A 22,021-nucleotide genomic window follows, 5' to 3' on the forward strand; every position below is an offset into this window, starting at 1 on the left:
GTAGCAATCCAAGCTTAAGCCATGCGGTCACCGCCGCCTTTCACGCTTATCTGCGAAGAACCTAAAAAAAGGGCGCATCCATCGTGACGGATGCGCCCTTGAATGCTGCGGCGGCCGCCACGGGCCGCCTACAGTGCCTGCGGCCTAGCAGGAATAGTACATATCGAACTCGGCCGGGTGCGTGCTCATCTTCAGACGCAGCACTTCTTCCATCTTGAGATCGATGTAGCCGTCGATCAGATCGTCGGTGAACACGTCGCCCTTCTTGAGGAAGTCGCGATCGGCCGACAGCGCCTGCAGCGCTTCTTCCAGCGACTGAGCAACGGTCGGGATCTTCTTCTCTTCTTCCGGCGGCAGGTCGTACAGATCCTTGTCCATGGCTTCGCCCGGGTGGATCTTGTTCTGGATGCCGTCGAGGCCGGCCATCATCATGGCCGAGAAGGCGAAGTACGGGTTCGCGGTCGGATCCGGGAAACGCACTTCGATACGACGCGCCTTCGGCGAGGAGACCCACGGAATACGGATCGACGCCGAGCGGTTACGGGCCGAGTAAGCCAGCAGCACCGGCGCCTCGAAGCCCTTGACCAGACGCTTGTAGCTGTTGGTCGAGGCATTGGCGAAGGCGTTGATGGCCTTGGCATGCTTGATGATGCCGCCGATGTAATACAGCGCTTCTTCGGACAGACCGCCGTATTCGTCGCCGGAGAAGATGTTCTTGCCGTCCTTGGTCAACGACTGGTGCACATGCATGCCCGAGCCGTTGTCGCCGACGAGCGGCTTCGGCATGAAGGTCGCGGTCTTGCCGAAGGCATGGGCGACGTTCTGCACGCAGTACTTGTAGATCAGCGTTTCGTCGGCCTTCTTGACCAGCGTGTTGAACAGCATGCCGATCTCGCCCTGGCCCGCTGTGCCCACTTCGTGGTGGTGCACTTCGACGGTCAGGCCCATCTCTTCCATCGCCAGGCACATGGCCGAACGGATGTCGTGCTGGGAATCGACCGGCGGCACCGGCACATAGCCGCCCTTGATGCCCGGGCGATGGCCCATGTTGCCTTCGGGATAGCGGGTTTCGCTGTTCCAGTACGCTTCTTCGGAATCGACGGAGAACCCGGCGCCGCGCATTTCGTTGTGCCAGTTCACCGAGTCGAAGATGAAGAACTCGGCTTCCGGGCCGAACAGCGCGGTATCGGCGATGCCGGTCGAGGCCAGATACGCCTCGGCCCGCTTGGCCACGGTCCGCGGATCGCGTTCGTAGCCCATCATGGTGTTGGGTTCGAGCACGTCGCAACGAATGTTGACGGTCGGCTCTTCGAAGAACGGATCCAGCACGGCCGAATCGTCGTCCGGCATCATCACCATGTCGGACTCGTTGATGCCTTTCCAGCCATCAATCGACGAGCCGTCGAACATCTTGCCTTCTTCCATGAACTCTTCGTCGACGACGTGCGCCGGCATGGTCATGTGCTGCTCTTTGCCACGCGCGTCGCAGAAACGAAAGTCCACGAATTTCGCTTCGGTCTTCTTGATTAGTTCGAGCGCCTTACTACTCGCCATGATGACTCCTCTTGGATGGAACTCAGCTGCCCGGTATCGCCCGTACAACAGACGCACTATAAAGGCAGGTTCCGTGCCACGTCATCTACAACGCATCCGCAAACTGGCGACCGGCGTCCGCACCAAAAAAGATCACAAACCGCACCAAAAAAGAGCCGCTCTATATTGGTGCATTAAAATGGTGCAAAGCCCCGGCCCCAGCGGCGGCAAGCCTTCCGGTACAATCGCGGCCTGATCAAACGGTGCACTGGCATGGATTTCCAACAGCTCATTTTCACGCTGCAGCAGTACTGGGCCGAACGCGGCTGCGTCGTCGTGCAGCCGCTGGACATGCCCGTTGGCGCGGGCACGTTCCATTCGGCAACGTTTCTGCGCTCGATCGGCCCGGAACCCTGGCGGGCGGCCTATGTCCAGCCGTCGCGGCGTCCGACGGACGGTCGCTACGGCGACAATCCGAACCGGCTGCAGCACTACTACCAGTTTCAGGTGTTGCTCAAACCGTCGCCCAAGGACATCCAGGCCCAGTATCTCGGGTCGCTCGAGGCACTCGGTCTGGATATGTCGATCCACGACGTGCGCTTCGTCGAGGACAACTGGGAATCACCGACGCTGGGCGCTTGGGGTCTGGGCTGGGAAATCTGGCTCAACGGCATGGAAATCACCCAGTTCACTTATTTCCAGCAGGTCGGCGGCCTCGATTGTCGTCCGGTGTCCGGCGAAATCACCTACGGTCTGGAACGCATCGCGATGTACATCCAGAACGTCGAATCGGTGTACGACCTGGTGTGGTCGGATTCGTCTTACGGCACGGTCTACTACGGCGACGTGTTCCATCAGAACGAAGTCGAGCAGTCGACCTATAACTTCGAGCATGCCCCGGTCGAGGCGCTGTTCCGACGCTTCGACGAACTCGAGGCCGAATGCCTGACGCTGGTGGAATCGAACCTGCCGCTACCGGCCTACGAGCGCATGCTGGAGTGCTCGCACACCTTTAACCTGCTGGACGCACGCCATGCGATCTCGGTAACCGAACGCCAGCGTTTTATTCTGCGGGTTCGTACGCTGGCCCGTGCGGTGGCCAAGGCTTACTACGACGCGCGTGAAGCGCTCGGTTTTCCCATGCTCAAGAAGGACGACGACGCGGCATGAGTGCAGACCTCCTGATCGAAATCGGCGTCGAGGAACTTCCGCCGAAGGCCATGCAGCCGCTTGCCCAGGCATTCGCCGACGGGCTGGCGGCCCAGTTCGACGAGGCTGGTCTCGCGCATGGCGCCGTCCGTTGTCTGGCGACGCCGCGACGGCTGGCGGTGTATATCGTCGATGCCGCCTCCGCCAGTGCGGCCGAACGCGTGGAAAAATACGGGCCCACCGTCGACATCGCCTACGACAGCGACGGCAATCCGACCAAGGCTGGCGAAGGTTTCGCCCGCTCGGTCGGCACCACGATCGACGCGCTGGAAATCGAGGATAGCGACAAGGGCCGACGGTTGGTCTATCGCGGCACGGCCGAAGGCCGGCCCTTGGCGGAGCTGTTGCAACCGGCGGTGGATGCCGCGCTGCGCGCACTGCCGATTCCGAAACGCATGCGCTGGGGCGATTCCGAGGCGGCGTTCGTACGCCCGGTGCACTGGGTAGTCGCCCTGCACGGCGACGCCGTGCTGCCTCTATCGGTGTTCGGCGAACACGCGGATCGCCAGACTCTCGGGCATCGTTTTCATCATCCCGACACCATCGAGATCGCCAGCGCGGGCTCGTACGTCGAACAGTTGAGAAACCCCGGCCGTGTCGTCGTGGATATCGACGAACGGCGTCAGCTCGTGCTCGACGCCGTGGTCGCCGCCGCTCAGTCGCTGGGCGGACAGGCGTTGATCGACGATGAACTCGTGGCCGAAGTGACCGCGCTGGTCGAGTGGCCGGTCGGTATCGCGGGCCGCTTCGATACGCGCTATCTCGAGCTGCCGCGTGAAGTGCTTATCGCCACGCTCGAAGGACACCAGCGTTATTTCCCGGTCGAAGGTGAATCGGGTGCTCTGGTGGCGGGGTTCGTCACGGTCGCCAACATCGAAAGCCGGGATCCGGCGCAGGTGGTCGCCGGCAACGAACGCGTCATTCGCCCGCGCCTGGCGGATGCCTTCTTTTTCTGGGAACAGGATCGTCGCCACGGCCTGGCCACGCGTATTCCGGATCTCGGCCGTGTGAGCTTCCAGCAATCGCTGGGTTCGCTGGGCGACAAGAGTGTGCGCCTGGGCCGTATCGCCGGCGAGCTGGCGGATGCCGTCGGCGCCGATCATACCGATGTTGCCCGCGCTGCCGAACTGGCAAAAACGGACCTCCTCACCGAGATGGTCGGCGAGTTCCCGGAGCTTCAGGGCGTGATGGGCGGCTATTACGCGCAGCTTGAAGGCGAAAACGCCGCGGTTTCAGAGGCCCTGCCGGAGCAATATGCGCCGTCGGGCGCCGGCGCCCCGATCGCGACCACCGCCGTCGGACGCTGTATTGCACTGGGCGATCGCCTCGACACCCTGGCCGGCATCTTCGCCATCGATAAACGTCCGAGTGGCGACAAGGACCCGTTCGGGCTCCGCCGTGCGGCTCTGGGCGTTGTGCGCACCTTGATCGAAGGTGAAATCGCGATCGACCTGCGCCGGCTTCTGGACACCGCGCTGGACCTGCAACCGGTGGCGGCCCCGGAAGGGACAGCCGAAGCGCTATGGATGTTTCACATGGAACGTCTGCGCGGTTATTACACCGAGCAAGGCGTGCCGGTGGCTCACTTCGAAGCGATCGCGTCGCTGCAAATTTCGGATATGCTGGATTTCGATCGCCGAGTACGTGCCGTCGGCGAATTCGCGCAGCTGCCCGCCGCACCCGTCGTTTGTGGCGCGCACAAGCGAATTCGCAATATCCTCAAGCGCAACGCCGACGCCGAAGTGGCCGATGCAGCCGACCCCAATAGCATGGTCGACGCCGCTGAAAGCGCCTTGTATCGCAGTCTATCGGACAGCTCGACTACAGTTGAGGATGCGGCCCGTACGGGCGATTATGCAACGGCGCTCTCGGCAATCGCGCCCCTCGCCGAGCCGCTCGACACGTTCTTCAACGAGGTCATGGTCATGAGCGACGACCCGGCCCTACAGCGCAACCGGCTGGCTCTGCTGGCTCAGATCGACCGGCTTTGTCGGCGTGTTGCCGACATCTCTTGTCTCTCGGTGGAGGCCGCCTGAATGACCGTCTCGACGGCGATTCTCGACCGCGACGGCGTCGTTAATCACGACAGCGAAGCGTTCATCAAATCGCCCTCGGAATGGCAGCCAATCCCCGGCAGCCTGGAAGCCATTGCCCGGCTGAAACATGCCGGGCTGCGTGTCGTCGTGGCCTCGAATCAGTCGGGGCTCGGCCGCGGCCTGTTCGACTACGACGACTTGTTCGCCATCCACGACAAGATGACACGCCAGTTGTCAGAGCTAGGGGTCGCGCTGGACGGCATCTTCTTCTGCCCGCATACCGCCGATGATGCGTGCGCCTGCCGTAAACCGCGCCCCGGGTTGGTGGAAGACATTCTCCGCCGCTGGAACCTCAAACCACTCGACTGTGTGATGATCGGCGACAGTGCCACGGATATCGAGGCGGCGCGGGCCGCTGGCGTCACCGGGTTCGGCGTGCGTACCGGCAAGCCGATCGACCCGAGCGATCCCCGCTGGCGCGACACCCGGATCTTTGACGATCTGTCGTCGACGGTCGACCACCTGCTTGCCGCACGCAGCCGAGCCTGATCCTCCCTGAAGCCCCGGCCCGCACCGGGTTGTTGCGGCGTCGTGAAAGTCGAGGTCGCGTGCGGCTCACCCCATCGTCTCGATTGCCTGTCCGCCATTCCTCGACGCGACGCTCGTATCCGACGTCGATCATCCGCGCGCCGAGACGACACTCCCCGCTTCGGACGCACGCCGTGTGCAGGCACCTCACACGAAATCGATAGGCGTCGGAGCGTGTCGCCCTGATCTACACCCCACTCGGTCGGATCCTGGATCTGGTCCGGTCGGCTCCGTAAAAAGACGCTTCGTCCGTTCACGAACGCCAAACGTCGACCCAACCGACGCGCCACAAGGCCGCTGAGCCAACGATCGAACACCATGCAGGGCACCGGCCGCGCCAAGCCACTAAAAAGACCCTCAGCGAACGCTGAGGGTCTTGGTGCGAGGCGGTGCTTATCTTAGCGCTTGCCGGGACGCCAGGATACGCGGTCGGTCCGCGCTAGACGTCCAGATTCGACACCATCAGCGCATTGCGCTCGATGAATTCACGACGGGGCTCGACGTGATCGCCCATGAGCGTGGTGAAGATCTGGTCGGCGCCAACCGCGTCGTCGATTTTTACTTGCATCAAGCGGCGGCTGTTGGGATCCATCGTGGTTTCCCAGAGCTGCTCGGGATTCATCTCGCCCAGCCCTTTGTAGCGCTGGACGTTGAGCCCGCGTTTGGCCTGCTCGAGCAACCAGCGGTAGGCCTCGTCGAATGTCGAAACCTGCTGCTCGCGCTCACCGCGGGTCACATAGGCGCCTTCGCCGATAAGCTGGATCAGCTCCTGGCCCAGACCGGAGATGCGCGTGTATTCCGGGCTGGTGAAGAAGTCTTCGTGCCACACAAAAATATGCGGAATACCATGGCTGTAGCGCGTGACCTGCAGATGCAGCGGGTGCTCGTCGTCTGCCGGCTCGATTTGTACCTCGTAGCGATGCCGCGGCTCGTCGCGGGCATCGAGTCTTGCCTGTAACGCATTCGCCCATGCCTGCATACGATCGGCGTCGGCAAACAGGCTCGGCGAGACCGGCTCGAGATACGTCATTTCGGTGAGCGTCGCCGGGTCGAACCGACGCGCCAGGCGATCGATATCTTCCAGCATGGCCATATAACGATGCGCCAGATCCGCCAGGGCGTCCTCGGCGATCGGCGGGGCGTCGGCCGAGACCCGGAATTCCGCTTTGTTCAACGCCAGGCGCAGGAGATAGTTCGACAGCTCCTTGTCGTCCTTGACGTAGTATTCCTGCTTGCCCGACTTCACCTTGTACAACGGCGGCTGGGCAATATAGATATAGCCGGCCTCGATCAACTCGAACATCTGACGATAGAAGAACGTCAGCAACAGCGTTCGAATATGCGAGCCGTCGACGTCGGCGTCCGTCATGATAATGATGCGGTGGTAACGCAGCTTGCTCGGGTCGTATTCGTCGCGCCCGATACCGCAGCCCAGAGCCGTAATCAGCGTGCCGACCTCGGCCGACGACAACATCTTGTCGAACCGCGCTTTTTCGACGTTCAGAATCTTACCCTTGAGCGGCAGGATCGCCTGATTATGACGATCACGCCCTTGCTTGGCGGAACCACCGGCCGAGTCGCCCTCGACCAGAAACAGTTCGGAGGCCGACGGGTCTTTCTCCTGACAATCGGCCAATTTGCCGGGCAGGCCCGCGATATCCAGCGCGCCCTTGCGCCGCGTCATATCGCGTGCACGCCGCGCCGCATCGCGTGCCCGAGCGGCGTCGACTACCTTGGCCGCGATCAGCTTGGCTTCGCGCGGATTCTCCAGCAGGAAGTCGTTGAGCTGCTCACTGACCGAGGATTCCACGGCCGCCCGCACTTCGGAAGACACCAATTTTTCCTTGGTCTGCGAGGAGAACTTCGGATCCGGCACCTTGACCGAGATCACGGCAGTCAGTCCCTCGCGGGCATCGTCGCCGGTGGGCGAAACCTTTTCTTTCTTGGCCAGACCCTCGGATTCGATATAGCCGTTGAGCGAACGGGTCAAGGCACCACGGAAACCGGCGAGATGCGTGCCCCCATCCCGCTGCGGAATATTATTCGTATAGCAGAACACGCTCTCTTGATAGGAGTCGTTCCACTGCATCGCGACTTCGACGACGATCTCGTCGCGCTCGGTCGTGAAATAGAACACGGTGTCGTGGAGCTGTGTTTTGTTTTCGTTGAGGTTCTCAACGAACGCCCGAATACCGCCTTCGTATTCGAAGACCACATCGCGTTCGCTGGCCTCCTCGACCAGACGAATACGCACACCGGAGTTCAAAAACGACAGCTCGCGAAGGCGCTTGGCCAGAATGTCGTAATTGAAGGTGATATTCGTAAAGACTTCCGGGCTCGGGTGGAAATGAATCGAAGTCCCGGTTGCATCGGTATCGCCAAGAACGCTGAGCTCGTCCAGCGGTTCGCCCATGCTATACGTCTGGCGATAATGATGACCGTCCCGATGAATGTTGAGTTCCAACTTATCGGATAGCGCGTTGACCACCGACACGCCAACCCCGTGCAGGCCGCCCGACACCTTGTAGGAATTGGCGTCGAATTTACCGCCGGCATGCAGAACGGTCATGATGACCTCGGCGGCCGGCTTGCCTTCACCTTCGTGCATATCGACCGGAATACCGCGCCCGTCGTCAGACACCGTAATGCTCTGGTCACGATGGATCGTGACCAGGATCTCCTTGCAATATCCGGCAAGCGCCTCATCGATAGCGTTGTCGACGACTTCGAACACCATGTGATGCAAACCGGTGCCGTCATCGGTATCGCCGATGTACATACCCGGCCGTTTGCGCACAGCTTCCAGTCCTTTCAGGACCTTGATACTGCTGGAGTTGTAATCGCCGTTGGAATCAGCCATCGAATCAACCCGAAGGTTAGAAATAAACACTTGATTTTAGCACGACTGCCGTGCTTACGGCCCGATCATGTTGATGTGAGCCGTGAATTCGAAATCATGGGACGGGACACACCGCCGGGTTCTGCGTTGTGCCAAGCACCGACCTAATAACCCGCCACCAGCCGACATGTCGCAAACAGCCTTTGCCCGGTGACAGTATTGGGAATCCACTCTCGGATCCGTGTCGGCCAGGAAACGGTTTTCCAGGGATCAGGCCATTGCGATTCGCCCCTGTTTCACGTGGAACATTCGTGTCTCACTCAACTCTCGCGGGATGAGATCGGGGCTCAAAAATGTCAGAAAACATTGTACGCCGAGACGCTCGATTTCCGCGGCGAGAGCAGCACGATAAGTCTCGCCAAGCTCCGCGGCCATGTCGTCGAGTAGCAGAACGGGTTGAACGCCTCGCGTCGATTGGAGAATATCCGCTTGCGCCAACAGCAGCGCCGCAGTTAAAAGTTTTTGTTGTCCACGCGAAACCCAGTCCCGCGCGTTTGTCGAAGCAATGGAAACGCGGATATCCGCCCGGTGCGGTCCTTGTTGGGTAAAGCCAGCGCGTAAATCCTGTTTCAGGCTGCTGGCCATCGCATGGCCAAATCCCTCGTCACCACGCCAGCCCGGGTGATAAGTCAGATCCAGCTCATCGTCGCCGACGAGCTGTCGCGCCGTCACCGGTAATCGGCGTTTTATATGTTCGAGGTATTGTCGGCGACACGCGTCGATAATTTCGCCTTGTTGCACTAACTCGGCGTCCCAGGCGATGACTTGATGTTTGGGGCGGTGAGCACGCAAGGCGCGGTTACGTTGTTTCAGAGCGCGGCGATAACGTCGCCATGCCGGGAAAAAAGCGTGTTCCACGTGAAACACACCCCAGTCCAGAAAATGCCGTCGATATTTCGGGCCCTGTTCCAGCAGTCGATGAACATTGGGGTCGATGTGCTGTAAAGGCAATACGCTGATCAGATCGTAGCGTCTTGTTTCAGCCTGATCGTCGAGCTTTAACTGATGCGTCTGACGGGTCACATGGCAGCCGATGCGATGGCGACTGCCTTCATGATTATTCAGACGTGAACGAATCGTCAGCGCATCGCTGCCATGACAAATAGCTTGCCCCAATCGAGACTGGCGAAAAGACTCACCCCGACCGAGGATATAGATCGCTTCGAGGAAACTGGTTTTGCCGGATGCGTTATCGCCGACAATGCAATTGACCCCGGGCGACAGCTCGATATCGCAGCGTTCAATACATCGAAAATTCTCGATATAAAGCGACTCGAGTCGCATGCACAATCCTGAGTCGGCTACAACCGCATCGGCATGACGACATATCGGCTGTACTCGTCACCCACCGCCTGGAGCAACCCGCTGCTGTCCGGTCCCGACAGCGATAAGCGGAATTCTTCTGTATTCATGGCGCCGAGTGCATCGAGTAAATAGCTGACATTGAAACCGATTTCCATCGGTTCGTGGTCGTAGCTGACCTCAATCTCGTCTTCGGCTTCTTCGCGTTCGACGTTCTGTGCCTGCAGCTTGAGCGTATGTTGGGACAGGGATAACCGCACGCCACCGAATTTTTCGTTCGACAGAATGGCGGTTCGTGATAGTGCCTGCCGGATCGTATCGCGATGCGCCTGCATCTGGCGTTCCGGGTTGTCCGGAATAACGCGCTCGTAATCCGGGAAACGACCATCGATCAACTTGGTCGTGAAATTCAACCCGGCGAGCTGTAAACGAAGGTGTTTGTTCGACAACCAAAGCGTGATCTCGGCTTCGCTGTTACCGAGCAGGCGAACCAGTTCAGTAATCGCTTTACGGGGAACGATTGCCTGTTGCGCTTCTTCGATATCGAGATCGATTGGAGACTCACTCATAGCCAGGCGGTGGCCGTCGGTTGCTACACAACGCACGTGATCGTGCCGCAGGGATAGCAATAACCCGTTGAGATAGTAACGAACATCCTGGTGTGCCATCGCGAAATGAGTCCGGTCGAGCAATTGCTTGAGCATGCTCTCGGGAATATTGATGGCTTGTCCCGATTCGACTTCGTCCAGGTGAGGCCAGTCTTGTGCTGAGAGACTCGCTAACGTGAAGCGTGACCGGCCTGACTGAACACGGGTCTGGTTGGCGTCCTGTCGGCATGTGATCTCGGCGTCTTCCGGCAAACCTCGACAAATGTCGAGCAGCTTGCGAGCCGGTACCGCGATCTCACCGGGTGCCTCGATTACCGCCGGGCATTGGGTCACCAGTTCGAGTTCCAGGTCGGTTGCCGTGATCGTGAGCTGGTTGTTGCCCCCCTGGATCAAAACGTTCGACAGGATGGGCATGGTCTGCCGTCGTTCCACCACACCGATCACGGTCTGTAGCGCGGACAGGATATCTCTGCGTTGGACTGAGAACTGCATGGCTTGGGGTCTCCGAACGGTCTCCGCCTTGTTGTCTTAAGCGCTTAAAGAAAAGTCAGTAGTAGTCACAACAGTTGTGACGAAAATCTGTGAATAACTCGTTTTTATTTTTATATTCAATTATTTACTTTGCTTCTTATGTTGTTGTGAGTGCGGTGTCGAAGCTGTTGTCTGCCTGTGGACTTTTTGTGTGCTGTTTTTCGTCCCGGGGCAGCCTTCGATAACGCACTCGAGTTATGCACGACTTACCCACAACTAGCTGGTGAGAATTCGACTGAGATTGACGTAATCCTCGTCCATGCGGGTATCGGTCTCGCGTAGTTCCTTGACCTTGCGGCAGGCGTGCAGAACCGTCGTATGGTCGCGTCCCCCGAAACCCTGGCCGATCTCCGGCAGGCTGTGGTTGGTCAGTTCCTTGGCCAGTGCCATGGCCAGCTGACGCGGCCGTGCGATCGACCGGGTCCGTTTCTTACCGAGCAGATCGGCGAGCCGGATCTTGAAATACTCCGCGACGGTCTTCTGGATGTTCTCCAGCGTGACCAGCCGGTCGTAGACCGCGAGCATGTCGTAGAGCGCCTGTTTGGCGAAGTCGACGGTGATCGGGGCACCGGTGATCTGGGCCGAGGCCTTCAGGCGATGCAGGGCCCCTTCGAGATCGCGCACATTCGAGCGCACCCGCTTGGCGATGAAGAACGCCACTTCCTGCGGCAGATCGACGTTGTGGGCTTCGGCCTTGGACAACAGGATGGCGACCCGGGTCTCGAGCTCGGGTGGCTCGACGGCCACCGACAGGCCCCACGAGAAACGGGATTTCAAGCGATCCTCGAGGCCTTCGACTTCTTTCGGGAAGCGATCGCAGGTAATCACGATGCGCTGGTTCGCTTCGAGCAGAGAGTTGAACGTGTGGAAAAACTCTTCCTGCGAGCGGTCTTTGTTGGCGAAGAACTGGATGTCGTCGATCAACAGCGCTTCGAGGGTGCGGTAATGCTCCTTGAACTGATCCATCCGGTTATGACGGATAGCCGTGATCATTTCATTGACGAAATGCTCGGAGCGCACATAGGCGATGCGTGCCCGCGGATTATTGGCCAGTAGGCGGTGGCCGACACTCTGCATCAGATGCGTCTTGCCCAGCCCCACGCCGCCATAGATCAGCAGGGGGTTGTAGGCCATATTCTCGGGGTCGGCGGCTTGTTCCGCCGCGGCCCGGGCGATCTGGTTCGACTTGCCCTGAACGAACGATTCGAAGGTATAACGCGAATCGAGATTGTGGCGTTTGGTATCGGTGAGAGCCGGGCCCTCGTCGATTTCGGCTGCCTCGCTGCGCCGGCCACCGCCGACCAGCACACGAATACGCCGGGGTTGCTCGCCGAGTTCGCTCAGAGCATTGGCGATGGGCGCCCGCAGCTCGCGCTCGACCTGATCGCGCACCACCTCGTTGGGGGCCATCAGATCCAGTCCATCTTCGCCGAAGTGGGCCTCGAGCGGGCGCAGCCAGAGATTGACGTCTTTTTCCGGAAGTCGCGTCTCGATGTGGCTCAGACAGCGCTGCCAAAGGGTATTCGCCAACTCGATCGCTCCATTGCGGCAAAACACGGCGTGCCCCGCCGAGCACGACGGCCCGACAAGATAACCCAGCAATCACAACTTATCCACAGTGTTATTCCAGCTTGCAAGCGGGCTCGGACGAGACTAGAATCCCGCGCTCTTTTCCTTGCAATGCGCCGACGCAGGCGCGAGTCGAGAACGTTATGAAACGCACTTTTCAGCCCAGCAATCTGCGTCGTAAGCGTACGCACGGTTTCCGCGCACGCATGGCGACGAAAAACGGCCGTCGTGTCCTGGCCGCCCGTCGTGCCAAGGGCCGCAAGCGCCTGACGCCGTAAAACCGTGAGGCAGCGGCAGGCGACGTTTCCACGCGCGGCGCGCCTGCTTCGACCGTCGCAGTACACCGCCGTTTTTGCCGGCGGTGAAAAATTCGTCTGCGATGGGTTTGTGGTCATTGCCGCCGCTAACGGCAACGATCACGCGCGACTCGGGCTGGCGCTGGCCAAGCGGCGAATCCGCCGTGCCGTGGATCGCAGCCGCGTCAAACGCGTCGTCCGCGAATCCTTCCGGCATGTGCGGGCCGATCTGCCGGCGACTGATATCGTCGTGCTGGCTCGTAGCCGAACGGCCACCATGGACAACGCAACGCTGACCGCGCAGCTCGCCCGCATCTGGCGACGGCTGGCGCGGACCGCGGACTAGCGCCCAACGTCAGGGATACACGCCTCGCATGGACAATATTCGTTTCGCACTGCTTTGTGCGGCCGCCGTCATCTGCTTCTTCCTCTACCAGGCATGGCAGACGGACTACGCGCCGAAGAATTCGCCCGGCAGCGCGCAGCAGACGAGTCAGCAGGCCCAGTCCGACAACGGTTCCGACGTGCCCGATATCGGCACGCCATCGAGCCAGGGCTCCAGCACGGCCAGCAGTGGCAGTGGCGGGAGTGGCACGCCAAGCGCGACGGCCGCTGCACCCGGCGCCGAGCCGACCCCGGTATCCGATGCCGGCCAGAAGGTGCATATCGTCACCGACAAGCTGGACGTCACGATCAATACCCATGGCGGCGATCTGCGTGAGGTCGCGCTGCGGGGCGTACCGCTGTCCGACAAGCATCCCGACACCAATCTGCGCCTGATCAACGATTCGCTGCCCGATTTCTTCATCGAGCAGAGTGGTCTGATCTCGCAGGGCGGGGATGCGCCCAACCACAACACGACTTATCAGTCGGCGAAGACCGAATATCGCATGGCCAAAGGCCAGGACACGCTCCGCGTGCCGCTGACCTGGACCGATAACAAGGGCCACAAGGTCACCAAGATCTACGTCTTCCACCGTGGCAGCTACAAGATCGGGCTCGACTACAACATCCAGAACCAGTCGTCGCAGCCGTGGCCGCTATCGCAATACGTGCGCTACTGGCGTGCCCCGCACGAGAACACCGGCGACGTGCCCTTCTCGCACGCCTTCTTCGGCGTGGGCTGGTATCAGCACAAGAACGGCAGCGACTACTCCTATCAGCAGCGCGGCCGCGACGATCTGGCCTCCGACAAGCTGTCGCTGAACCAGCAGGGCGGCTGGATCGCGATGGTCCAGCACTACTTCATTGGCGCGGTCATCCCGCCATCCGATGCCAAGGTGCGCCTGTTTGCCCAGCCCAAGTCCATCAAGGGCGCCTCGGGCGGTTACGCCGCAGGCTTTGTCGGCCAGCAACACAGCGTTGCGCCGGGCAGCACGAGCGAGCTCAAGTCCACACTGTTCATCGGCCCGAAATACCAGGACCAGCTCGACGCGGTCGCGCCCGGCCTTGGCCTGACGGTCGACTATGGCTGGTTCTCGGTGCTGGCCCGCCCGATTTTCTGGGTGCTGGATCATTTGCACTCGATCGTCGGCAACTGGGGCCTGTCGATCATCCTGTTGACCTTCCTGATCAAGGCGCTGTTCTACAAGCTCTCCGAGATTCAGTTCCGCGGCATGGCGCGCATGCGCAAGTTCCAGCCGCGCATGCAGAAACTCAAGGAGCAGTACGGCGACGACAAGCAGGAACTGCAAAAGCGGATGATGGAGCTCTACAAGAAAGAGGGCTTCAATCCGATGGCCGGCTGCTGGCCGTTGCTGGTCCAAATGCCGGTGTTCATCTCGCTGTACTGGGTGCTGCGTGAATCGGTGGAACTGCGCCATGCGCCGTTCGTGCTGTGGATCCAGGATCTGTCGGCGCCAGACCCGTACTTCATCCTGCCGATCATCTTCGGTCTGGTGATGTTCGCCCAGCAGAAGCTGAACGCGAACGTCGCGATGGACCCGATGCAGCAGCGGATCATGCAGATCATGCCGATCGGCATGGCGGTGTTCTTCTGCTTCTTCCCGGCCGGCCTGGTGCTCTACTGGTGCACCAACAGCCTGCTGACCATCGCCCAGCAGTGGTACATCTACCGCAAGCTGGATGCCGAGGGCCTGCATCGGGACGCGCCCAGCAAGAGCTGATCGCATGAGCGGCGCGGCCGCCAACGACACCATCGCCGCGCTGGCGAGCGCCGCCGGCCAGGCCGGCGTGGCGGTGGTACGGGTCTCCGGGCCCGCGGTGCCCGAAATCGCAAAGCGCCTGATCGGGCGCCTGCCGGTACCGCGCCGGGCCGAGTTGGCGCGATTCACGGACGCCGACGGCGCCACCATCGATCAGGGCGTGGTGCTGTATTTCGCGGCCCCGGCCTCGTTCACCGGTGAGCATGTGCTCGAGCTGCAGGGCCACGGCAGCCCGGTTCTGGTGGATGAACTGCTCGCTCGGCTGGTCGAACTCGGCGCCCGGCTGGCCGGCCCTGGTGAGTTCTCCCAGCGCGCATTCCTGAACGACAAGCTCAGCCTCGATCAGGCCGAAGCGATCGCCGATGCCATCGCTGCCGGCAGCCGGGTATCGGCCCGTGCCGCCATTCGATCGCTCGAAGGCGCCTTCGCCCGCGAAGTGGAAGCGCTGGTCGAGGCCCTGACCCGCCTGCGCGTCTATACCGAGGCGGCCATCGATTTCCCGGACGAGGACGATGTCGATTTCCTCGCCGACGGCGAGATCGAGGGTCGTCTCGCGGCCATCACTCGGGATCTGCAAGCACTGCGTGCCCGCGCGGCCCAGGGCGCGGGTTTTCGCGACGGCCTGCGGCTGGTCATTCTCGGCCGGCCGAACGTGGGCAAGTCCAGCCTGCTCAACCGGCTGGCTCGCCGCGAAACCGCCATCGTCACCGAGATCGCCGGTACCACGCGCGACGTGCTCCACGAGCAGTTGTCGATCGACGGCCTGCCGCTCACCCTGGTCGACACGGCCGGGCTGCGGGAGACCGACGATCCGGTCGAAGCCGAAGGCGTACGCAGGGCCCGGGCCGAAGTCGCCGCGGCCGATCGTGTCCTGCTGGTGATCGACGATCAAGCCGGACTGACCGATGCCGATCGCGCGCTGCTCGACGAGATTCCGCCCGATATGGGCGTGACGATCGTGGCCAACAAGATCGATCTGTCCGGCCACGCGCCCGGACCGGAGACGCTCGGCGGCCGCACAGCCGTCCGAGTGGCGGCGATTGACGGGCGCGGCTTCGAAGAGCTGACGGCGCATCTCAAGTCGCTGGTGGGCGTCGAGGGCGATGCCGAACCGGCCTTCGTGGCGCGGCGTCGCCATCTGGCTGCGCTCGATCGGGCAGCGGAGGCGCTGGCCACCGGGCACGAGCGGCTGGTGGTCGATGCCGCCGGCGAGTTGTTGGCCGAAGAGCTGCGGCTGGCCCAAAACGCGCTGGCCGAAATCACCGGCCGGGTCAGCAGCGACGATCTGCTCGGCGAAATCTTCTCCAGCTTTTGCATCGGTAAATAAACGGTTGGAGCCGCCGCCGGGGCGGGTGCATGATGCTCCGATCAATTTCGATGCCCGGGAGCACGCGGTATGTTCGGCTATCCCCGCCTCATCTACGCCATTTATTTATTGTTCACATTGGCGGTGGGGGCCGTACTCGCGATATTCGCACCGGTCTGGCTCTGGGCCTGGGGCGTTCTGTTGTTGCTGGCGGTGCTCGGCGCGTTCGATCTGCGCTCGCACCACAACGTGTTGCGCAATTTCCCGGTCATCGGACACCTGCGCTACATGATGGAATTCCTGCGCCCGGAGCTGCGCCAGTACTTCTTCGAGTCCGAGACCAGCGGGCGGCCATTCAATCGCGAGCAACGCGAAGTTATCTACAAGCGCGCCCGCGGCGAGCCCGATACCTCGCCGTTCGGCACCATGCGCGACTTTGAGGACGCCGGCTTTTCGTTCTCGCAGCATTCGATGGCGCCCAAGACGCTGGACGACAAGCACGCGCGCATCACCATCGGCAACAGCCAGTGCTCCCAGCCCTATAGTTCGTCGCGCCTGAATATCTCCGCGATGAGCTTCGGTTCGTTGTCGGGCAATGCCGTGGCGGCCATGAACCGCGGCGCCAAGCTCGGCAATTTCGCCCAGGACACGGGCGAGGGCGCGATCAGCGACTACCATCGCGAACATGGCGGCGACCTCATCTGGGAGATCGCCTCGGCCTATTTCGGCTGCCGGCACAAGGACGGCTCGTTCAACGCCGACGAGTTTGCCGAGAAGGCGAACACCGAACAGGTAAAGATGATCGAGATCAAGATCTCGCAGGGCGCCAAGCCGGCCCACGGCGGCTTGCTGCCCGGCAAGAAGGTGACCGCCGAGATTGCCCGCGTACGTGATATCGAGCAGGGCCAGGATTGTCAGTCGCCGGCCACTCATCCCGAGTTCGATACGCCCCGGGGCCTGCTCGAGTTCATGCAGAAGCTGCGCGAACTCACCCACGGCAAACCGGTGGGCTTCAAGCTCTGCCTCGGTCATCAGTACGAGTTCATGGGCATCTGCAAGGCCATGCTCGAAACCGGCATCACGCCCGACTTCATTACCATCGACGGGGCCGAAGGCGGCACGGGCGCGGCGCCGACCGAGTTCGAGGACTTCATCGGCACCTATATCAACGAAGCCCTGCCGTTCGTGCACAACTGCCTGACCGGCATCGGCCTGCGTGACGATATCGTCGTTATTGCCAGTGGCAAGGTGGCGATGGGCTACGACATGGTGGTCAAGATCGCGCTCGGCGCCGACATGTGCAATTCGGCGCGCGGTTTCATGTTCTCCACCGGTTGTATCCAGTCGCGGCGCTGCCATACCGATACCTGCCCGACCGGCGTCGCCACCCAGGATCCGCGCCGGGCCAAGGCGCTGGAAGTGATGAGCAAATCGTTGCAGGTACGCAACTTCCACGACGCGACCATCAAGTCGTTCATGGACATCACGGGAGCGTTGGGGGTGGCCTCGCCGGAAGAGCTGTCGCCGGTGCACGTCTACCACCGGCCCGAACACGGCCCGGCCGCGACCTACGAGAGCATGCATCCGAAAGTGGGCTCGGGCGATTTCCTCAACGACCGGGTCCCCGAGGCTTATCAGCGCGACTGGCAGCGGGCGTCGGCCGACGCTTTCTGAAGGCCGGACGGAGCGGGCGGCGGGGCGATGCGGAACAGCGTCGGCCAGTACTTGCCGGTGATATAGACGCGATCGCGCCGGGCGTCGTAGGCGATGCCGTTGAGCACGTCGGCCGACGCCGGCATCGAATCGGCCAGCGCTGATACATCGAGGCGATCGACCACGTGCCCGTCGGCCGGGTCGATCCGCACAATGTCGTCCGTGAGCCAGACGTTGGCCCAGATCAGCCCGTCGATCGTTTCCAGTTCATTGAGATGGGTCACCGGTGAGCCGTTCTCGGTAACACGGAGGCGGCGCTGGACCGTGAAATCGGCCGGATCGACAAATTGCAGCGTCGCCGAGCCGTTGCTCATCACCAGCTGTGCCCCGCAGCGCGTCAGCCCCCAGCCCTCGCCGGCATAGTGAAACCGCCCGACCGGGCGCAGCGTGTCGGCGTCATAGATGAAACCGGTGCCGGATTTCCAGGTCAGCTGATACAAGCGTCCGCCGAAAAGAGCCAGACCTTCGCCGAAGTAACGATCGGCCAGCGCGTGCCGGGCCAGGACGCGGCCGCTGGCGAGGTCCACGCGTCGGATGTCCGAGTGGCCGTAGTTGCCCGTGCTCTCGTAGAGCATGCCCTGACTGATTAGCAGGCCTTCGGTGAACGCGGCCGGGTCGTGCGCGACGCGCGCGAGCGCGCGTACAGGCTCGACCGTGGGCGGAGCCGCGCAGCCCGTGCCACACAGCAACAGCCAGAATGCAACGGCCGCCGTCACCGCACTGCGCCAGCGCGCTCGAAAGCCCGTCGCGGCGCGGTTTTTCGGCGTAACATGATGCATCTCTTCGACCCTTCCCATACCCATGACTGAACAATCCCGGGCCGATGTCGAGCACGACCATAAACCGACGCCCGAGCCCGACGAACGCGACCACGATCTCGATTCACGCCAGCGCCGCGATGCCCGTCGTCGCGAGGCGCCCAGTGCGGCCGTGGTGTACGAGGCGATCCGCGCCGAGGCCGAATCCGAGCTGACGCGGCCGCTGCCGGGCCTGGCGTGGTCGGCGCTGGGCGCTGGCCTGTCGATGGGCTTTTCGTTCGTCGCCCAGGCGTTGCTCATGGCCTATACGCCCGACAGCGCGTGGCAGTCGATCATCTCCAGCTTCGGCTATTCCATGGGCTTTCTGTTCGTCATTCTAGGGCGCCAGCAACTGTTTACCGAGAATACGCTGACGCCAATCCTGGAAGTGCTGCGCGTGCGCCGGATGGACACGGTCAATCGCACACTCAACCTCTGGGCGGTGGTGTTGGTCGCCAATATCGTCGGGACCGCCATATTCGCGGCCGTGCTCGCCTACGGCCATGTACTGAGCGCGGATATCAACGGCGCGCTGGCCCGTATCGCCGGTACCGAATACGAAGCCTCGTTCGTCACCACCATGATCCGCGCGGTGTTCGCCGGTTGGCTGGTCGCGCTCATGCTGTGGCTGATGCCGTTCGCCGAGACGGCGCGCGTCGGCGTAATCATCATCGTGACGTTCCTGATCGGGCTGGCGCACTTCCCGCACATCATCGCCGGCTCGGTGGCCGCGCTCTACGGTGTCTTTCACGGTAGCCACTCCGTATTCGAATACCTGCTGCATTTCTTCCTGCCGACGCTGATCGGCAATATCGTCGGCGGTATTCTGATGGTGGCGGTCATCAACTACGCCCAGGTCGCCTATAGCGATTCCAGCCGGGAAAGTTGAGGCCGTGCGTCATTCATATGGGGTACGGCTGGCCCGGTTACGATCGAGCTTCGTTCTTCAGCAATAAGGACAACTGCCATGGCGCAATCCAGTGATAAATGGGAAGGTCGTTGGGACCGAGTCAAAGGCAAGGCCCGCGAGCATTTCGGACGTCTCACTGACGACGATGTCGAAGAGGCGCGCGGCAAGCGCGAGAACCTGCTCGGCAAGATCCAGGAAAAATACGGCGAGACCAAGGAAAAAGCCGAGGAAATGCTCAAGGACTTCGAGCGCCGCCACTTCTAGCGGTATTGCACGGTTCCAAACAAAGCCGGCGGGGGGCGACCCTCGCCGGTTTTTTTGGTTCTTCGCGGATCACCGAGCCATGGCGCTCTGCGACTTCCGAGGGTTAAAGCATCGGTAGATACCAATAAGCAGTTCAATGGGGCGGCAACAGTCCCTGGAAAGGCCTACCCGCGCGTTTTCGCCGACCTTTGGTTTCGCGCTGCAGCGCGAGTCACTTCTCTTGCTTGCTCGGCAGATGTAACCAAGAGAAGAGCACCCGGCGCGGCGCCGGCTTCGCCGGTTCACGTCGAGGCGTAGTGCCGGCGGGATGCGCCCAACTAGTTAATAGCGATGGCGCGCCGCTTTGGCGGCGCTCAGACAGGCTGGCCGCACCGGCGCCGTGCGCCGGACACCCGCCGACACCGCGCCTCGCCGTCGCCGCACAACGGGCCTGGAATACAGACACGGCACATCAGGGATTAGCGTATTCCGTAGACAATGGCATCGCGGTCCATCTAACCATCCAGCCGAGGCCATGATCCGGCTCGCCTTGGCCCTGGTAATTCGCGAAGCACCTTTTTCATGAACCCCGTTGGCGCGCCACTGTAACGAGGGCGGTGAACAGCCGCCGCGAAGCGCGTCGATAGATCAGATATTCGGGGTGCCACTGAACACCCAGAACGGGAGCGCCGGCACGATCCTCGATGGCTTGCACGAAGCCGTCGGCGTCGCGCGCGGCGATTATCAGCCCTTGGCCGAGCCGGTCCACGGCCTGATGATGCAGGCCGTTTACACGCAGGCGTGAGACGCCCAGCACCCGGGCCAGGCCCGTGGCCGAGCGGATTACGATCGTCTTGCAGGGCAATGGGTTCGCGCGCGCCGAGGTGGACCGGCGCCGGGGCGTGATGTCAGCGTGCAGGCTACCGCCGGCGGCCACGTTGAGTAGCTGGGCCCCGCGGCAGATGCCGAGAATCGGCTGGCGGCCGGCCCTGGCCACGCGGATGGCCTCGAGCTCAAAGGCATCGCGGGCGCGATCGGCACCCTGATCGGTCTCGACGCTGGCGGCATACCAGTCGCTGGCGATGTCGTCACCGCCCCCGATCACCACCCCGGCGACGTCACGTGGCCAGGGTCTCGTCGGTGTGGCACGTACCGGCCAGCCGCCGGCCAGCACGATCGCCAGCCCGGCACACCACCAGCCCGGTGCCCAGCGACTGGCCTTGCCGGTAACGGCGATCCGCGGTCGGCTCATCGCAGATACTGCTCGAAGCGTTCGCCCCAGCGGCCGAACGGGTCGCCCAGGGGCGCATCCAGCACGTCGCAGTAGTCGGCACAGATCATGTCGAGCCGATCGCGATCGGCGGCCAGTTCCTCGATCACGCACCAGTGCTCCCAGGCCGGGTGCAAGTCCCAGCCCGGCTGCTCGATTTCGCAGTTCGGCAAACGGTAGTGCAGCGTGGGGCGGGCCTTCACCAGGGCATCGTCGACCACCGCGCCGACGCGCTCGGCGTCCAGCCAGGCGAACAGCGGCAACATGTCCAGCGCGCGGTTGCGGCTGGCATTGGCGGCCAGATAATCCTCGATCAGCGTAGTCTGGTCGGGCTTGTAGGCGGTGTCGCAGATGCGGCGCACATAGGGCGTGGTATAGGGCTGGATATAAGGGAAAACGCGGCGGCTGATATCGATCGCGCTCACTCGCTTGAGCCAGTCAAAGGCCACGGCAAAGGCGCGCATATAGTCCAGCAACGTTTCGGGCGCGGTGTCGGGCACCTCGATATTGAAATGCAGACCGAAGGCATAGATCGCGGACACATTCGTGCCACGTGCCCCGGCCGCGCGCAGATCGGCAATCAGCGGATGCAGTTCGTGCACCCGGTCCAGCACGATCGGCGGGGCCACGATCTCCAGTGGCACGATATGCTTGGCGACTGCCCCCAGCAAGTCGTCCGACAGCTGCGCGATCTCGTCCCAGAAGCCGGAGCCGCCTTCTTCGCGGCCGCGCGCCTTGAGATAGGCGTAGTCCAGTTCGACCGCGAAATCGCCGAATGTGGTGTCGGCCACCGTGTATTCATATGCGCTATGCGGTACGATCCGTCCGCCGAGCACGGCTTGTATGCGCGTTGCCATGCGCTCGATCGATAGGCCGGTTAATTCAAGTTCCACGCCGAGCCGACGCTGAACATGCGCTTGCGTATGGCGGCGCGAAGGCTGTCGCAGCGGTCGATTCGCCGTATCGGCGGCAGTGTGGCTCATCAGATCGTGCAGTGCAGCATATTCAACCCAAGCCTGAATATGCCAAGCCCGGCGCATATCGGC

18 protein-coding genes are annotated in these 22,021 nt (G+C 62.0%); 10 read left to right on the plus strand and 8 right to left on the minus strand.

Features of this window, described 5'->3' with window-relative positions:
• Window positions 1-144: 144 nt before the first annotated feature.
• Window positions 145-1,554 carry a glutamate--ammonia ligase gene (gene glnA / locus C41B8_RS10430; protein WP_037337598.1) on the minus strand — a complete coding sequence of 470 codons (1,410 nt, stop codon included), beginning with the start codon at window positions 1,552-1,554 and terminating at the stop codon, window positions 145-147.
• A 252-nt stretch (window positions 1,555-1,806) separates the two neighbouring features.
• Between glnA and glyQ the strand changes: the two genes are divergently transcribed.
• From glyQ to gmhB, 3 genes are read left to right on the plus strand one after another with little or no spacing between them, the layout of a single operon-like run.
• Window positions 1,807-2,703, plus strand: a complete 897-nt coding sequence (gene glyQ / locus C41B8_RS10435; protein ID WP_037337601.1) for a glycine--tRNA ligase subunit alpha — start codon at window positions 1,807-1,809, stop codon at window positions 2,701-2,703.
• Window positions 2,700-4,778, plus strand: a complete 2,079-nt coding sequence (glyS, locus tag C41B8_RS10440; protein ID WP_037337604.1) for a glycine--tRNA ligase subunit beta — start codon at window positions 2,700-2,702, stop codon at window positions 4,776-4,778. Before glyQ ends, glyS begins: the two co-directional genes overlap by 4 nt.
• Window positions 4,779-5,327, plus strand: coding sequence for a D-glycero-beta-D-manno-heptose 1,7-bisphosphate 7-phosphatase (gmhB, locus tag C41B8_RS10445; RefSeq protein WP_037337607.1), 549 nt, complete (start codon window positions 4,779-4,781; stop codon window positions 5,325-5,327).
• Window positions 5,328-5,805: 478 nt separating this feature from the next.
• Here gmhB and gyrB read toward each other — a convergent pair whose 3' ends face one another.
• From gyrB to dnaA, 4 genes are all read right to left on the minus strand, one after another.
• Window positions 5,806-8,226 (minus strand): DNA topoisomerase (ATP-hydrolyzing) subunit B, encoded by a 2,421-nt coding sequence (gene gyrB, locus C41B8_RS10450; protein ID WP_037337609.1) that lies wholly within the window; start codon window positions 8,224-8,226, stop codon window positions 5,806-5,808.
• Window positions 8,227-8,475: 249 nt separating this feature from the next.
• Window positions 8,476-9,549, minus strand: coding sequence for a DNA replication/repair protein RecF (recF, locus tag C41B8_RS10455; RefSeq protein ID WP_051883379.1), 1,074 nt, complete (start codon window positions 9,547-9,549; stop codon window positions 8,476-8,478).
• A gap of 17 nt (window positions 9,550-9,566) precedes the next feature.
• Complete coding sequence (dnaN, locus tag C41B8_RS10460) at window positions 9,567-10,667, minus strand: DNA polymerase III subunit beta (protein WP_037337611.1); 1,101 nt, start codon at window positions 10,665-10,667, stop codon at window positions 9,567-9,569.
• 255 nt (window positions 10,668-10,922) lie between these two features.
• Entirely contained in the window at window positions 10,923-12,236 is a 1,314-nt protein-coding gene (gene dnaA, locus C41B8_RS10465; RefSeq protein WP_037337614.1) for a chromosomal replication initiator protein DnaA, read from the minus strand.
• Window positions 12,237-12,418: 182 nt separating this feature from the next.
• On the opposite strand from dnaA, the gene rpmH reads away from it, so the two are divergent.
• The 5 genes from rpmH (at window position 12,419) to C41B8_RS10490 (ending at window position 17,716) form a co-directional block, all read left to right on the plus strand.
• On the plus strand, window positions 12,419-12,553 hold the full coding sequence (gene rpmH, locus C41B8_RS10470) for a 50S ribosomal protein L34 (protein ID WP_037337617.1): 135 nt from the start codon (window positions 12,419-12,421) through the stop codon (window positions 12,551-12,553).
• Between the two features lie 4 nt (window positions 12,554-12,557).
• Window positions 12,558-12,917: a ribonuclease P protein component gene (gene rnpA, locus C41B8_RS10475; RefSeq protein ID WP_037337619.1), complete on the plus strand. Its 360-nt coding sequence runs from the start codon at window positions 12,558-12,560 to the stop codon at window positions 12,915-12,917.
• 28 nt (window positions 12,918-12,945) lie between these two features.
• Window positions 12,946-14,697 carry a membrane protein insertase YidC gene (yidC, locus tag C41B8_RS10480; protein WP_037337622.1) on the plus strand — a complete coding sequence of 584 codons (1,752 nt, stop codon included), beginning with the start codon at window positions 12,946-12,948 and terminating at the stop codon, window positions 14,695-14,697.
• A gap of 4 nt (window positions 14,698-14,701) precedes the next feature.
• On the plus strand, window positions 14,702-16,063 hold the full coding sequence (gene mnmE / locus C41B8_RS10485; RefSeq protein ID WP_037337624.1) for a tRNA uridine-5-carboxymethylaminomethyl(34) synthesis GTPase MnmE: 1,362 nt from the start codon (window positions 14,702-14,704) through the stop codon (window positions 16,061-16,063).
• A gap of 69 nt (window positions 16,064-16,132) precedes the next feature.
• Window positions 16,133-17,716: an FMN-binding glutamate synthase family protein gene (locus C41B8_RS10490; RefSeq protein WP_037337627.1), complete on the plus strand. Its 1,584-nt coding sequence runs from the start codon at window positions 16,133-16,135 to the stop codon at window positions 17,714-17,716.
• Here C41B8_RS10490 and C41B8_RS10495 read toward each other — a convergent pair.
• Window positions 17,677-18,534 (minus strand): glutaminyl-peptide cyclotransferase, encoded by an 858-nt coding sequence (locus tag C41B8_RS10495; RefSeq protein ID WP_051883380.1) that lies wholly within the window; start codon window positions 18,532-18,534, stop codon window positions 17,677-17,679. The two genes, C41B8_RS10490 and C41B8_RS10495, sit on opposite strands and share 40 nt — an antisense overlap.
• Before the next feature lie 22 nt (window positions 18,535-18,556).
• Here C41B8_RS10495 and C41B8_RS10500 point away from each other — a divergent pair, with 22 nt between their 5' ends.
• A complete protein-coding gene (locus C41B8_RS10500; protein ID WP_037337630.1) occupies window positions 18,557-19,441 on the plus strand; it encodes a formate/nitrite transporter family protein in 885 nt (294 codons plus the stop codon).
• A gap of 78 nt (window positions 19,442-19,519) precedes the next feature.
• Window positions 19,520-19,726 (plus strand): CsbD family protein, encoded by a 207-nt coding sequence (locus tag C41B8_RS10505; RefSeq protein ID WP_037337632.1) that lies wholly within the window; start codon window positions 19,520-19,522, stop codon window positions 19,724-19,726.
• Between the two features lie 559 nt (window positions 19,727-20,285).
• Here C41B8_RS10505 and C41B8_RS10510 read toward each other — a convergent pair.
• A complete protein-coding gene (locus C41B8_RS10510) occupies window positions 20,286-20,957 on the minus strand; it encodes a gamma-glutamyl-gamma-aminobutyrate hydrolase family protein (protein WP_037337635.1) in 672 nt (223 codons plus the stop codon).
• The gene (locus C41B8_RS10515; protein WP_037337772.1) at window positions 20,954-21,958 is read right to left on the minus strand and encodes an amidoligase family protein; all 1,005 of its coding nucleotides are present in this window, start codon (window positions 21,956-21,958) and stop codon (window positions 20,954-20,956) included. The genes C41B8_RS10510 and C41B8_RS10515 overlap by 4 nt, the downstream gene beginning before the upstream one ends.
• Between the last annotated feature and the right edge of the window lie 63 nt (window positions 21,959-22,021).

The organism is Salinisphaera hydrothermalis C41B8, from assembly GCF_000732535.1.
In the GTDB taxonomy this organism is placed as follows: Bacteria; Pseudomonadota; Gammaproteobacteria; order Nevskiales; family Salinisphaeraceae; genus Salinisphaera; species Salinisphaera hydrothermalis.

Excerpts from the sequence above, each read along its gene's own strand:
- glnA (WP_037337598.1), bottom strand. The coding sequence starts at position 1,554 with ATGGCGAGTAGTAAGGCGCTCGAACTAATCAAGAAGACCGAAGCGAAA.
- C41B8_RS10510 (WP_037337635.1), bottom strand. The coding sequence starts at position 20,957 with ATGAGCCGACCGCGGATCGCCGTTACCGGCAAGGCCAGTCGCTGGGCA.
- C41B8_RS10495 (WP_051883380.1), bottom strand. The coding sequence starts at position 18,534 with ATGCATCATGTTACGCCGAAAAACCGCGCCGCGACGGGCTTTCGAGCG.
- yidC (WP_037337622.1), top strand. The coding sequence starts at position 12,946 with ATGGACAATATTCGTTTCGCACTGCTTTGTGCGGCCGCCGTCATCTGC.
- C41B8_RS10505 (WP_037337632.1), top strand. The coding sequence starts at position 19,520 with ATGGCGCAATCCAGTGATAAATGGGAAGGTCGTTGGGACCGAGTCAAA.
- gyrB (WP_037337609.1), bottom strand. The coding sequence starts at position 8,226 with ATGGCTGATTCCAACGGCGATTACAACTCCAGCAGTATCAAGGTCCTG.
- dnaN (WP_037337611.1), bottom strand. The coding sequence starts at position 10,667 with ATGCAGTTCTCAGTCCAACGCAGAGATATCCTGTCCGCGCTACAGACC.
- C41B8_RS10515 (WP_037337772.1), bottom strand. The coding sequence starts at position 21,958 with ATGAGCCACACTGCCGCCGATACGGCGAATCGACCGCTGCGACAGCCT.
- recF (WP_051883379.1), bottom strand. The coding sequence starts at position 9,549 with ATGCGACTCGAGTCGCTTTATATCGAGAATTTTCGATGTATTGAACGC.
- C41B8_RS10490 (WP_037337627.1), top strand. The coding sequence starts at position 16,133 with ATGTTCGGCTATCCCCGCCTCATCTACGCCATTTATTTATTGTTCACA.
- mnmE (WP_037337624.1), top strand. The coding sequence starts at position 14,702 with ATGAGCGGCGCGGCCGCCAACGACACCATCGCCGCGCTGGCGAGCGCC.
- C41B8_RS10500 (WP_037337630.1), top strand. The coding sequence starts at position 18,557 with ATGACTGAACAATCCCGGGCCGATGTCGAGCACGACCATAAACCGACG.
- rpmH (WP_037337617.1), top strand. The coding sequence starts at position 12,419 with ATGAAACGCACTTTTCAGCCCAGCAATCTGCGTCGTAAGCGTACGCAC.
- gmhB (WP_037337607.1), top strand. The coding sequence starts at position 4,779 with ATGACCGTCTCGACGGCGATTCTCGACCGCGACGGCGTCGTTAATCAC.
- glyQ (WP_037337601.1), top strand. The coding sequence starts at position 1,807 with ATGGATTTCCAACAGCTCATTTTCACGCTGCAGCAGTACTGGGCCGAA.
- glyS (WP_037337604.1), top strand. The coding sequence starts at position 2,700 with ATGAGTGCAGACCTCCTGATCGAAATCGGCGTCGAGGAACTTCCGCCG.